This is a genomic window from Allobosea sp. ASV33 (assembly GCF_016428755.1).
Taxonomy (GTDB): domain Bacteria; phylum Pseudomonadota; class Alphaproteobacteria; order Rhizobiales; family Beijerinckiaceae; genus Allobosea.
The window spans coordinates 1-12,874 of the sequence record NZ_JAELTI010000052.1 but is presented as its reverse complement, the minus strand read 5'-3'; the positions used below and the strand labels follow the sequence as shown (position 1 = coordinate 12,874).

The 12,874-nt window shown below is 66.6% G+C and carries 13 protein-coding genes; 10 read left to right on the top strand and 3 right to left on the bottom strand.

What is annotated here, in order from left to right; genetic code table 11:
- Positions 1-250 precede the first annotated feature (250 nt).
- Together alaS and JHD80_RS15905 are read left to right on the top strand one after the other, a co-directional pair.
- Complete coding sequence (gene alaS, locus JHD80_RS15910) at positions 251-2,893, top strand: alanine--tRNA ligase (protein WP_199089129.1); 2,643 nt, start codon at positions 251-253, stop codon at positions 2,891-2,893.
- Positions 2,893-3,552 carry a hypothetical protein gene (locus JHD80_RS15905; protein ID WP_199089127.1) on the top strand — a complete coding sequence of 220 codons (660 nt, stop codon included), beginning with the start codon at positions 2,893-2,895 and terminating at the stop codon, positions 3,550-3,552. Before alaS ends, JHD80_RS15905 begins: the two co-directional genes overlap by 1 nt.
- 47 nt (positions 3,553-3,599) lie before the next feature.
- Here JHD80_RS15905 and JHD80_RS15900 read toward each other — a convergent pair whose 3' ends face one another.
- Entirely contained in the window at positions 3,600-4,202 is a 603-nt protein-coding gene (locus tag JHD80_RS15900) for a glutathione S-transferase N-terminal domain-containing protein (RefSeq protein WP_199089125.1), read from the bottom strand.
- Between the two features lie 161 nt (positions 4,203-4,363).
- Entirely contained in the window at positions 4,364-5,578 is a 1,215-nt protein-coding gene (locus JHD80_RS15895; RefSeq protein WP_199089123.1) for an NADP-dependent isocitrate dehydrogenase, read from the bottom strand.
- A 213-nt stretch (positions 5,579-5,791) separates the two neighbouring features.
- Here JHD80_RS15895 and JHD80_RS15890 point away from each other — a divergent pair, with 213 nt between their 5' ends.
- The 3 genes from JHD80_RS15890 (at position 5,792) to JHD80_RS15880 (ending at position 8,072) form a co-directional block, all read left to right on the top strand.
- On the top strand, positions 5,792-6,622 hold the full coding sequence (locus tag JHD80_RS15890; protein WP_199089122.1) for a hypothetical protein: 831 nt from the start codon (positions 5,792-5,794) through the stop codon (positions 6,620-6,622).
- 77 nt (positions 6,623-6,699) lie between these two features.
- Positions 6,700-7,437, top strand: a complete 738-nt coding sequence (locus JHD80_RS15885) for an SDR family NAD(P)-dependent oxidoreductase (protein WP_199089120.1) — start codon at positions 6,700-6,702, stop codon at positions 7,435-7,437.
- Positions 7,438-7,526: 89 nt separating this feature from the next.
- Positions 7,527-8,072, top strand: a complete 546-nt coding sequence (locus JHD80_RS15880) for a 2,4'-dihydroxyacetophenone dioxygenase family protein (RefSeq protein ID WP_199089118.1) — start codon at positions 7,527-7,529, stop codon at positions 8,070-8,072.
- 120 nt (positions 8,073-8,192) lie between these two features.
- Here the strand turns inward: JHD80_RS15880 and JHD80_RS15875 are convergent, their stop codons facing one another.
- Positions 8,193-8,600, bottom strand: a complete 408-nt coding sequence (locus tag JHD80_RS15875; RefSeq protein WP_210339907.1) for a flagellar assembly protein FliX — start codon at positions 8,598-8,600, stop codon at positions 8,193-8,195.
- Positions 8,601-8,969: 369 nt separating this feature from the next.
- On the opposite strand from JHD80_RS15875, the gene JHD80_RS15870 reads away from it, so the two are divergent.
- From JHD80_RS15870 to JHD80_RS15850, 5 genes are all read left to right on the top strand, one after another.
- Positions 8,970-10,055 carry a flagellar basal body P-ring protein FlgI gene (locus JHD80_RS15870; protein WP_248311592.1) on the top strand — a complete coding sequence of 362 codons (1,086 nt, stop codon included), beginning with the start codon at positions 8,970-8,972 and terminating at the stop codon, positions 10,053-10,055.
- Positions 10,055-10,411, top strand: a complete 357-nt coding sequence (locus JHD80_RS15865; protein ID WP_199089115.1) for a rod-binding protein — start codon at positions 10,055-10,057, stop codon at positions 10,409-10,411. The genes JHD80_RS15870 and JHD80_RS15865 overlap by 1 nt, the downstream gene beginning before the upstream one ends.
- Entirely contained in the window at positions 10,398-10,886 is a 489-nt protein-coding gene (locus JHD80_RS15860) for a hypothetical protein (protein WP_199089113.1), read from the top strand. Before JHD80_RS15865 ends, JHD80_RS15860 begins: the two co-directional genes overlap by 14 nt.
- Positions 10,887-11,120: 234 nt before the next feature.
- Positions 11,121-11,573 (top strand): flagellar protein FlaG, encoded by a 453-nt coding sequence (locus tag JHD80_RS15855; protein ID WP_199089111.1) that lies wholly within the window; start codon positions 11,121-11,123, stop codon positions 11,571-11,573.
- A gap of 290 nt (positions 11,574-11,863) precedes the next feature.
- Positions 11,864-12,874, top strand: a 1,011-nt coding sequence (locus tag JHD80_RS15850; protein WP_199089109.1) for a flagellin N-terminal helical domain-containing protein, incomplete at its 3' end; no start/stop codon positions are given.

Here is a 12,874-nt window from a genome sequence, read left to right as displayed (position 1 = left end):
ACCCGAGCATCTCAGGGCGAATGAGGCGACCTATCCCGAGAGAGATTCTCCGGTCTGCGCTTCGCTGCGCCCGAGAATGACGTTCCATCAAGCGGGCGGCCTTCGGGCCGCCCGTTTTCGTTTGCCGATAAGGCCTTGCGGGTGGTGCGCTGCATCAAGCTTTCTGGACAGCGGCGAGCCGCCTGACTAGAACCGGACCTTCCTGCTGGGCGCGCCCGGCCTCTGCCCGAGTTGAGAAGCGCAAATAGCGATGAGCGGCGTCAACGATATCCGGTCGACCTTCCTCGACTACTTCAAGTCCCAGGGCCACGAGATCGTGCCGTCGAGCCCGCTCGTGCCGCGCAACGACCCGACGCTGATGTTCGCCAATTCGGGCATGGTGCAGTTCAAGAACGTCTTCACCGGGCAGGAGAAGCGTCCTTATTCGCGCGCCACAACCGCTCAGAAATGCGTGCGCGCCGGCGGCAAGCACAACGACCTCGACAATGTCGGCTACACCGCCCGCCATCACACCTTCTTCGAGATGCTGGGGAATTTCTCCTTCGGCGACTATTTCAAGGAACAGGCGATCCACCATGCCTGGACCCTGGTCACGCGCGAATTCGGCCTGCCCAAGGACAAGCTGACGGTCACCGTCTATTCCGAGGACGACGAGGCGCACGCCCTCTGGAAGAAGATCGCCGGCCTGACCGACGACAAGATCATTCGCATCCCGACCTCGGACAATTTCTGGCGGATGGGCGATACCGGGCCCTGCGGCCCCTGCTCCGAGATTTTCTACGACCATGGCGACCATATCTGGGGCGGCCCGCCGGGCTCCGCCGAGCAGGACGGCGACCGCTTCATCGAGATCTGGAACCTCGTGTTCATGCAGTACGAGGAAGCGGCCGGCGGCATCCGCACCAACCTGCCCCGCCCCTCGATCGATACCGGCATGGGGCTGGAGCGCATCGCCGCCGTGCTCCAGGGCACGCATGACAATTACAATATCGACCTGTTCCGCGCCCTGATCACGGCGATCGCCGACCTGACCTCGGTCGATCCGGACGGCCCGATGAAGGCGAGCCACCGCGTCATCGCCGACCATCTGCGCTGCGCGTCCTTCCTGATCGCCGACGGCGTGCTGCCGTCGAACGAAGGTCGCGGCTATGTGCTGCGCCGGATCATGCGCCGCGGCATGCGCCATGCGCAGCTTCTCGGCGCCAAGGAGCCGCTGCTCTACAAGCTCGTGCCTGCCCTGACCCGCGAAATGGGCCGCGCCTATCCCGAACTGCTGCGCGCCGAGGCCCTGATCACCGAGACGCTGAAGCTGGAGGAAACCCGCTTCCGCACCACGCTGGCGCGCGGCCTCACCCTGCTCGACGACGCCTCGAAGGACCTGACCGCCGGCCAGAGCCTCAAGGGCGACGTCGCCTTCACGCTCTACGACACCTACGGCTTCCCGCTCGACCTGACGCAGGACGCGCTGCGCGCCCGCGAGATCACGGTCGATACCGAGGGCTTCGACGCCGCCATGCAGCAGCAGAAGGCCAAGGCGCGCGCGGCCTGGTCGGGCTCCGGCGAGGCTGCCACCGAGACGCTCTGGTTCCCGCTGCGCGACAAGGTCGGCGCCACCGAATTCCTCGGCTACGACACCGAGACCGCCGAGGGCGTCGTCACCGCGCTGATCCGCGACAATGCCGAGGTGCAGTCGCTCAAGGCCGGCGAGAGCGGCTTCATGCTGGTCAACCAGACCCCGTTCTACGGCGAGTCCGGCGGCCAGGTCGGCGATGCCGGCGTGGTCAAGGCCCCGGGCGTTGTCGTCGAGGTCTCCGACGTCCAGAAGAAGCTCGGCGACGTCTTCGCCCATAGCGTCACGGTCAAGGAAGGCGAATTGAAGCTCGGCGCCGCCGTCGAGCTCGTCGTCGACCATGAGCGCCGTACCGCGATCCGCGCCAACCACTCGGCGACGCACCTCCTGCACGAGGCGCTGCGCCTCGTCCTCGGCGACCATGTCGCGCAGAAGGGCTCGCTGGTCTCGGCCGACCGCCTGCGCTTCGACTTCTCGCATCCCAAGCCCATCAGCGCCGAGGAATTGCGCGAGGTCGAGGAGATCGCCAACGCGATCATCCTCCGGAACGAGCCGGTCACGACCCGCCTGATGAGCGTCGACGAGGCGATCGCCTCAGGCGCCCGCGCGCTCTTCGGCGAGAAATATGGCGACGAGGTCCGCGTCGTCGCGATGGGCACGAACCCGGCCGGCCGCGCCTATTCGGTCGAGCTCTGCGGCGGCACGCATGCGTCGCGCACCGGCGATATCGGCCTCGTCAGCATCGTCGGCGAAGGCGCCGTCGCGGCCGGCGTGCGCCGTCTCGAAGCCATGACCGGCAATGGCGCGCGCCTGCGCCTCAACGAGGAATCGCGCCTGCTCGACGGGCTTGCGAGCCTGCTCAAGGTCCCGGCGGCGGAGGCTGGCAATCGCCTGGCCGCCCTGATCGAGGAGCGTCGCAAGCTCGATCGCGAATTGACCGAGGCCCGCAAGAAGCTCGCCATGGGCGGCGGCGGCGCGACCGAGGATCCGGTCCGCGAGATCGCCGGCGCCAAGCTCCTGGCCCGCGCCGTCACCGGCATCGAGATGAAGGACCTGAAGAGCCTGGCCGACGAGGCCAAGGCCCGCGTCGGCTCCGGCGTGGTCGCGATCGTCGGCGTCGCCGATGACGGCAAGGCCGGCGTCGTCGTCGGCGTCACGCCCGACCTGATCGAGCGCTTCGACGCGGTCGCGCTGGTCCGCGCGGCTTCCGAGCAGCTCGGCGGCAAGGGCGGCGGCGGCCGCCGCGACATGGCCCAGGCCGGCGGGCCGGACGGCAGCAAGGCGCAAGCCGCGCTCGACGCCGTCGCAGCCGCGATGGGCTGATGGCGTCGCGGCAGAACGGCGCCGCCATGGGCGCCCTCTCCCGCCGCGCTCTCTTGATCGCGGCCGGCCTCTGGCCGGCTGCGGCTGCCGCACAGAAGCAGGAGAAGCCCACGCCGCGCGTGTCGCAGCCTTCGCTTTCGGCGGCGCGGACCATCATGGCCGGCGCCCCGCTTAGCGTCCTCCTGAGCAACGCACCGCAAGGCGCTCGCCTCGCCATCGCCCGGCCGGACGATCCGGCGGACAAGGCGATCGTCGTCGTCGCGTTGAAGAACACGGTGCCGGCCCTGCCGACGCCCGGCGCCATCAGCACCTACGAGCTGCGCCTGACGGTCGAGAAGGACGGCGCGCCCGTGATCCTGCTGCGCCAGCCGCTCGCCACCACCGAGCCGAGCGCGACGCTCGCCGCGCCCGAGCGCATCAGCCGCGGCCAGGGCCTGCCGGTACGGGGCATCGGCCCCAATGGCGAGCAGGATCGTGTGATGCTGGTGAGACCCGATGCGCCGGCCGATGCGGACGGCCCGCGCTTCTTCCCGGCCGAGAATGTCGAGGCGATGCTGGAAGCGCCCGACCAGCCCGGTCTCTACGAATTGCGCTATGTTATGCACGCACCGCTAGCGGAGCATCGGATTCTAGCGCGGCGGCTGGTGAGGGTGGAATAGTCTAGGTGCGGTCACTTTCGATCGATTGCGGAGGCTCTTCCTTGAGATTAAGCGGGCAGTTCATATCCGATTGCGGCCTCGGCCTCGATCGTGCGTTGCACTGCGGGGCGATCTAGCATCCGGTCGTGGTGAGCCGAGAGGTTCGGGAAAGCTCCAGGCGGCGGCCGCAATGAAGCGTTGAATCGCCAGAACAAGCGGAAGAGATGAATGTCGGCAATGGAATAGCCAGGGAGAACCCATTTCCGTCCAGTCATTCGCCGGTCAGCTATAGCGTAGACGGCCGCCGCTCTCTCTAGGCCCAGCCTTCTGGCCGGGTGCAGGGTCGCGGCGGCAAAGGACATCCAGGACACAGCCTGCGCCTGTCCCTCCGCATTATCGGGCAGCAGCTTGGATTTCGGGAACTGCCGGGCGAGGTAGAAAAGAATTGCGGCCACCTCCGTGAGTGGTCGGCCGTCGATAACGAGTGTTGGGACCTTACCTTCTGGATTGAGCGCTACATACTCGTGAGCACGGTTTTCACGACGGTGAAACGAGAGTGGACGAACCTCGAAGGTAGCGCCGACCTCGTAAAGCGCGATATGGGCAGCCATCGAGCTTGAGCCGGGTGCAATATAGAGGGTCATCGATGGTGTGATGGCTGGTTCAGTCACGCTGGTCTCCGCTGAGTTCAAGCTGAGCTTTCGCAACATTATGCTGGACCACACTGAAAGTCCGCTTCCGACCCGTTGAAGGCGACAAAGCCGGAAGCCAGATGCGAAAAAGCCCGGCCTTTCGGCCGGGCTTCTCATTCCACGCGACGATGCGCTCGAAATCAGGCGGCCATCGCCTTGCGCATGTTGTCGCTGACCTTCTCGAGGAAGCCGGTGGTCGAGAGCCACTTCTGCTCGGCGCCGACCAGAAGGGCGAGGTCCTTGGTCATGTCGCCGGCTTCGACGGTGTCGACCGTGACCTTCTCCAGCAGCGAGGCGAACTTGGCGAGCTCGACATTGTTGTCGAGCTTGGCGCGGTGCGCGAGGCCGCGGGTCCAGGCGAAGATCGAGGCGATCGAGTTCGTCGAGGTCTCCTTGCCCTTCTGGTGCTCGCGATAGTGGCGGGTCACCGTGCCGTGCGCGGCCTCAGCCTCGACGGTCTTGCCGTCCGGCGTCATCAGCACCGAGGTCATCAGGCCGAGCGAGCCGAAGCCCTGCGCCACGGTGTCGGACTGCACGTCGCCATCGTAGTTCTTGCAGGCCCAGACATAGCCGCCCGACCACTTCATCGCCGACGCCACCATGTCGTCGATCAGGCGGTGCTCGTAGGTGATGCCGAGCTTGTCGAACTCGGCCTTGAACTCGGCCTGGTAGATCTCCTCGAAGATGTCCTTGAAGCGGCCGTCATAGGTCTTGAGGATGGTGTTCTTGGTCGAGAGATAGACCGGATACTTGCGGATCAGGCCGTAGTTCAGCGAAGCGCGGGCGAAGTCGCGGATCGAGTCGTCGAGATTGTACATCGCCATGGCGACGCCGGCCTCGGGAGCCTTGAAGACCTCCTTCTCGATGACCTTGCCGTCCTCGCCGACGAACTTGATCGAGAGCGTGCCCTTGCCCGGGAACTTGAAATCGGTCGCGCGATACTGGTCGCCATAGGCATGGCGGCCGATGACGATCGGCTGGGTCCAGCCGGGCACGAGACGCGGCACGTTCTTGCAGATGATCGGCTCGCGGAAGATCACGCCGCCGAGGATGTTGCGGATCGTGCCGTTCGGCGACTTCCACATTTCCTTGAGGTTGAACTCCTTCACGCGGCCCTCGTCCGGCGTGATGGTCGCGCACTTCACGGCAACGCCGTGCTTCTTGGTGGCGTTGGCGGCGTCGATGGTGACCTGGTCGTTGGTCGCGTCGCGGTTCTCGACCGAAAGGTCGTAATAATCGAGTTCCAGGTCCAGATACGGGAAGATCAGCGTGTCCTTGATCTTCTGCCAGATGATCCGGGTCATCTCGTCGCCGTCCATGTCGACGACCGGGTTGGCGACCTTGATCTTGCTCATGCGATGACCCCTGTTCTCTCCAGATAGAACGATCCGGGGCCCGGCTTTTGGCCGCGGCCCGCGGCTGGGTCGCTTCCTAGCGGGTTAAGGGCGGCGGGGGAAGCGCAGCTTTCGGGCAATGCGACAGGGTAGGTTTATGCTGCACTGCCGCAAAATCGGCACCTTCCGCGCCTAGCCTGACCTGCCGCTCGTCATAGCGACAGGACGAACGACGTGTTCCGTTTCAGTCTCGATCTTCGCGCCGGCCTCCAGCCGGCCACGCTTCTTCTCTTGGCGACGCTCATCGTGGCGATGCTCAGTCCCGCCCTCGCCTCCGCGCCGCAGACGGCCGAGGAACCGCCCGCCGCGCCACTGCCGATCCCGCGTGGCGCGCTGGCCGATCCCGACGCGGACACAACCACGGCATCGCTCGCCAACGAATCCGATGCCATCGTCTTCGATCCAGGCCTCGCCGCGCTCGGCCGTGCCGCCGCAGCTTCCGGCGCGCATCTGCGGGCGCGCGCACCAATCCCCGTCGACACCATCCGCAAGGGCTTCGCAGCGCGCCAGACCATGACGAGCACCGAACAGGATCGTTCCGTCGGCTTCAAGCTGGGCCAGGACGTCTTTTCGCTCTCGACCACGATCTCCGATCCGGCCAGCGCCGGCGCGACGCGGAATGCCGAGCTGCGCTGGCGGCTGGCGCAGCCGGTCACGGGCGGAGACGGCTTCATCTGGGGCCTCGCGACCGGGGGCGGCAGCGCGCTCTACGGCAGCCCCGAACAGATCGGGGAAGCGCTGATCGGATACCGGCAGGAGCTCTTCCCGCACCTCACCCTGACCTCCCAGCTCGCCATGGCCGGCAACTATGTCTTCGCGCCGGGCGACGGCTTGCACACGGCGCTGACGCCGGAGATGAAGCTATCGGTCGATCTCGCCAAACTCGCCGACCTGCCCTGGCAGACCTCCTTCGATGTCACGCTGGCCCGCAAGGTGCCGCTCGTCGCCAGCGATTTCGAGACGCGCGGCCGGGCCATGCTCTCCCTGAAATACAAGTGGGAATGACCGGCACGGCCGCCATCGCATGGCGGCCTGCATCATCCTGCCTTCCACACGGGCGCGGGCCGCTCTAGCCTCGCCTCATGACACACGCGCCCTCGACCAAATTCGCCCTCGTCACCGGCGGCACGCGCGGAATCGGCGCGGGCGCAGCCCTCGCCCTCGCCACCGCCGGCTACGATGTGCTCGCCACCGGCCTGACCGAGGACGAGGTTGCGGCAGCGCCGGCCCATCCCGCCATCCGCCATGCCCGGCTCGACGTGACCCGCGACGATCAGGTCGCGGCCATCGTCGCGACCTGCCCCCGCCTCGACGCGCTGGTGAACTGCGCCGGCATGATCCAGCGCGGCGGCAAGGAATTCGAGATCGACGCCTTCCGCCTGACGATCGAGGTCAATCTCAACGGCACGATGCGGATGTGCCTCGCGGCCAGGGACAAGCTCGCCGCCAAGGGCGCGGACAAGGCCGGCGGCGCCATCGTCAACATCGCCTCGATGCTGACCTTCCACGGCTCGCCCTTCGCGCCGGGCTATGCCGCCTCGAAGGGCGGCATCGGCCAGCTGACCAAGTCGCTCGGCGCCGCCTGGGCGCAGGAGGGTATCCGCGTCAACGCTGTGGCGCCGGGTTGGATCGAGACGGAGCTGACGCGCCCGCTGGTCGAGGATGCCGAGCGCTCGACGCCGATCCTCGCCCGCACGCCGATGGGCCGCTGGGGCAAGCCCGGCGATGTCGGCGGCGCCATCGCCTTCCTGTTGTCGGATGCGGCTGCGTTCGTCACCGGCGCCATCCTGCCGGTCGATGGCGGCTACCTCGCCGTCTAGAAAAACGATTCCGGCTCAAGAGCTTGGGCCAGGAAGCTGAATCAGATTGCACGCAGCTTGAATCAGAACATCAGCCCGGGAGAGACGCCATGAACACGACGAGCCCGATCCCCGTCGCGGCCACGCAGGAGGAGCGCTGGACGCCCTATCGCCATCCCCAGCCGAAGGAATCGCCGCCGGAACTGATCGTCCCCAACGTGATCCCGACCGACGAGCGCGTCTGGGTTCCCGTCGACGACAATGTCTGGTTCCGCCCCCTGCTCCTTTGCACCTCGCGCGGCTACTGGATGAACCTGCTCAAGGTCCGGCGCGCCGGTGTGCTCTCGCGCCACCGCCATCCGCTGCCGGTGCATGGCTACGTACTCAAGGGCCAATGGCGTTACCTCGAACACGACTGGGTCGCGACAGAGGGTGCCTATGTCTACGAGGCGCCGGGCGAGACCCATACGTTGGTGGTCGATCCCGATGTCGAGGAGATGATCACCATGTTCCAGGTCAACGGCGCGATGATCTATGTCGACCCGGACGGCAAATGCCTGGGCTACGACGACGTCTTCACCCGCATCGACAAATGCCGCGCGCATTACGCCCAAAACGGGCTCGGCGCGGAGTATGTGGATCAGTTCATTCGGTAGCCCGGCCGCCGTCATTCTCGGGCGAAGCGCAGCGCAGACCCGAGAATCTCTAACAAGATTGAGGGTGAAAATGCCTCATCCGGCAGGAGATGCTCGGGTCAAGCCCGAGCATGACGCCTTTTAACGGCGAAGCTTCGCGAGCTCCACCGCCGCGCGCAATTCGATGTGCGCCAGAACCTCGTCCAGGCGCGGATCGTCCGTGGTCTCGCGCCGCAGCGACAGCGTCGTGCGCAGCCGCTCCAGCTCGGAGGGCAGCACCCGGCCCGTGAGCAGCGCCGCCTTGAGACGGTCGAGCCCGTCGAGCAGGTCATGTCCGCGCCGCGCCTGCCGGCGCTTGCGGTCCTGCGAATCCTCCTGCGCCTGCACGGCGAGCAGCGTGTCGAGCGGTCCGGCCGCGCTGACGCCGCTGCTGCGGGCCGCGGTCGCGCTGTCCTGCGTCGGAAGCGTGAAGGCCGCGCCGCTCGAGCGCCTCGCGGAACTGGCCGGGCCGGCATTCGAAACGGGCGCGCGCTGGTCGATCCTGATCATCGGCGGCCTCTGGAGCATCGGACCGAAAAGTGGATGCCACTTGTCGGAAGAACCCGATGCCAAGATTGGGATCCGGATCGTCACTTGGCGATGTGCGACGATCCGGAAGGGTTAACGAACTCTTGCCGGAAGACGGTTAACAGCCGGTAAATTGCCCGGCAGAAACTGCCGGCCCGGCAGGAAGCGCAGGCCCTGTGAGGGTCTCCCGAGCATGACCCCAAACTGCAAAGGACTGACAAACAAGGCTTTTCAAATTCGAGCGGTTTGGCATGGCCCTCGCAAGGGCGGAAGCGAGTTCAACTGCCCGCTGGTGCCAGACGCATGTTCCGCAACCCCGCCCTGAAGACGCTGCTGAAGCCGCTGGCCGCCATGCTGGCCATGGTCGTCGGCCTGTCGTCGCAGCCGGTGTTCGCGCTGTCGCGCATCAAGGACCTCGCCTCGGTCGAAGGCGTGCGCACCAACCAGTTGCTCGGCTACGGCATCGTCGTCGGCCTCAACGGCACCGGCGACACGCTCAACAACACGCCCTTTACCAAGCAGTCGCTCACCGCGATGCTGGAGCGTCTCGGCGTCAACACCCGCGGCGCCAACATGCGCACCGCCAATGTCGCCGCCGTGATGGTGACGGCCAACCTGCCGCCCTTCTCGACGCAGGGCACCCGCGTCGACGTCACGGTCTCCGCCATGGGCGACGCCAAGTCGCTGCAGGGCGGCACGCTGCTGGTCACGCCCCTGCTCGGCGCCGATGGCGAGGTCTATGCGGTCTCGCAGGGTCCGGTTGCGATCTCCGGCTTCTCGGCCGAAGGCGACGCCAGCAAGATCACGCGCGGCGTGCCCACCGTCGGCCGCATCGCCAATGGCGGCGTGGTCGAGCGCGAGATCGACTTCGCGCTGAACAAGCTCCAGACGCTGCGCCTGTCGCTGCGCAATCCCGACCTGACCACCGCCCGCCGCATGGCCGCTGCGATCAACGAGTTCGTCGGCGGCGACTCGGCCGAGCCGACCGATCCCTCGACGGTCGTCCTGCAGATCCCCGCCCGCTTCAAGGGCAACATGATCAAGCTGCTCACCGATATCGAGCAGTTGCGCATCGAGCCCGACCAGCTCGCCCGCATCGTCATCGACGAGCGCTCCGGCATCATCGTCATGGGCAAGGACGTCCGCGTCTCCACCGTCGCCGTGGCGCAGGGCAACCTCACGGTCACGATCAGCGAGCAGCCGCAGGTGTCGCAACCCGAGCCCTTCGCCCGCGGCCAGACCGTCGTGACGCCGCGGACCAACGTCAAGGTCGACACCGGCGGCGGCAACAAGCTCGCCCTCGTCCGCGAAAGCGTGACGCTGGCCGAGCTGGTCGACGGGCTCAACGCGCTCGGCATCGGCCCGCGCGACCTGATCTCCATTCTCCAGGCCATCAAGTCGGCAGGCGCCCTGCAGGCCGAAATCGAGGTGATGTAATGACTGTTGCCCTCGCGCTTCCGGCCGCGAATCTCGCCCTCGGCGTCGCCGGCAAGGTTGCAGGCGGCATTGCGGACGCGCTCGATCCGGCCAAGGCCAAGGCCAAGAAGCAGGCCGACGATTTCGAGACCATGTTCTTGGAGCAGATGACCGACCGGCTCACCGCCAGCGAAGGCACCGAGGGCCCGCTTGGCGAGAACGGTACCGGCGGCGGCATCTGGCGCTCGCAGCTCAGCCAGCAATACGCCAAGCAGATTCAGAAGGCCGGCGGGATCGGCCTCTCCAACCAGATCATGCGTGACCTGCTCAGCCTCCAGGAGCAGGCCGCCGGCGGAGTTCAGAATGCTGGCAGCTAGGCCGATCCTCGACGAACGCCCGCGCATCGCCGACGCCCTCGGTGCCCGCGCCCTCATCGAAGCCGTATTGGAGGCGCTCGGCGCCCTCTCGCATCTCGTCGGCGAGGAGACGGAGCTCGTTCGCGCCGGCCGCCTGCCGGAAGCCATGACCCGCGAGCCGCGCAAGACCGAGCTCGCCGGCATCTACATGCGCGGCGTCGAGCAGGTGAAGCTGAATGCCGTGGCGCTGGCGCGTTTCGTGCCGGCAGAGGTCAAGCGGCTCAAGGACGCCCATCTCGCCTTCCAGGGTCTGATCGAGACCAACCAGATCGTGCTGGCGACGGCGCGCGCCGTCTCCGAATCGATCGTCCGCGACCTCGCCGCCGATGCCAACAAGCCGATGCGCGCCAACGGCTACGGCCCGGCCGCCACGGTCGGTGCCGGCGTCTTCGCCCGCCCCAATTCCGGACCGCTGGTCGTCTCGCGCCGGCTGTGAGCGATCTGCCGATACGGCAGGCTCACGTCGGCCGGGGATCACCGCGGCCAGCCCCTTGGTATATAAAGAGTTTACGCGCCGACTGCGCCGGAAACTCTAAAGATTTACCTAATTTCTTGACGCCGGATTCAATCTTTTCTGCCAATCTCCGTAGTGTCGGGTAGCCTCGTCCGCTCCCCGGCATCGGACGAGAGCGGCGCAACGGCGCCGTGAGCGACTCCAGAAGGAGTGGTCATGGATTTTGGCAATGCACCAAGGCTCGCGGCCGTGATCGGCCCGCCGCCGGTTTCCCGCGCAGACGTCACGGCCCAGGCCGGCAGCGTCGCCGTGGACCTCCCCCCCGAGAAGACCGTGCAATCGGCCCCGGCCGGCTCCGCCGTCAATGTCGAGGTTCGCGCCGAGACCCGCGACGCGCAAAGCCGCGCCGATGGCGAGCGCCGCGCCCAGGCGAACGACCAGAACGAGCGCGCCGCCGCCCGCACCGCCGACAAGACGGTCGAGCGCAAGCTGATCATCGACCCGCAGACCCGGGCGATCGTGCTGCAGAAGAAAGACCCGGATACCGGCGAGACCATCTCGCAATTGCCGGACGAGACGCTCCTGAAACTGCGCGCCTATTCGCGCGAGCTCGCCGATCGGGCACGGGAAGCGAGCGAATCCCATCACCAGATCGAGCGGACGGCCTGAGCGCCTCCCCGTCTCCTTTCCACCGGATCCGCAAACCGCCCGTGCCCTGCGCGGGCGGTTTGCGTTTGGGCGCGCGCATGGGATCCGGACGGCGCATCCGAGGGATCGAGGCGATCAGGCGGAAGTCGACCCCGTTAGCGGCTGCTTAACCACGCCCCGACAAGCCGCCGATCCGCTGCAATTCGACGGCCAAAATTTACCGGTTGTTACGGGCTGGCGCAGCAGGGTCGGCCCGTCCTGGCCAGAACGGCTTGGGCGCCAGAAGGCTCCATACCAGAAGGTAAACACAGATGGCCGTCTCTCTCTCCTCGGGCGTTCGTTCCGCTCTCTCGTCGCTGCAGTCGACCGCCGCCCAGGCCGCCGCCTCCCAGCTCAAGCTCGCGACCGGCAAGAAGGTCAACAGCGCGGTAGACAACCCCGTCAACTACTTCACCGCCGCCTCGCTCAATGACCGTTCCAGCCAGCTCACGGGCCTGCTCGACGGCATCTCGAACGGCATCCAGACCATTCAGGCCGCCTCCAAGGGCATCGACGGCATCACCAAGCTGGTGAATTCACTGCAGTCGACGCTGAAGCAGGCGCAGTCGGACGCGGCTCAGAACCGCCCGACCAAGGCCGGCACGGCTCTCGCGACTGCATCGGAAGCCGCCCTGACCAGCAAGAGCCTGAAGGACATCGCCCTCGACAAGCGCATCGTCGATGACAACGGCGCGACTGCCAATACCGCCACGGCGACCTATGCTGGTAACGTCGGCGGCGCCACCCTGGCGGCGGGCGACGAGGCTGTCACCTCGATCTCGCTGACTTCGGGCTCGACGACCTACACCGCGAGCTTCCTCAGCACGAACAGCACCGTCCGCGACGTCGTCAACGAGATCAACAAGTCCGGCGTTGCGACCGCCTTCGTCGACGAGAAGGGCCAGCTCAACGTCAAGGGCAACGGCTCCGACAAGGTTCAGTTCGGTATCGGCACCACGACCTTCACGCCTGCGGCTGCCGGCGCGCCGACCGCGGGTGAGATCACGACGGCCAGCACCGCCTCCACGACGCTCGCCACCGGCGCCACCAGCGACAACACCGATTTCGGCTTTGCGCTGACCGACAACTCCGCTGCCGGAACCTCGATCACCTCTTCGGGCATCACGTCTGCGGTGCGTTCGAACCTGATCGACCAGTATAACGACATCCGCGACAAGATCGACGATCTCGCCAAGGACTCGAGCTTCAACGGCATCAACCTGCTGAAGGGCGACCGTCTGTCGATCCAGTTCAACGAGAAGACCGGCAAGAACCAGACCAAG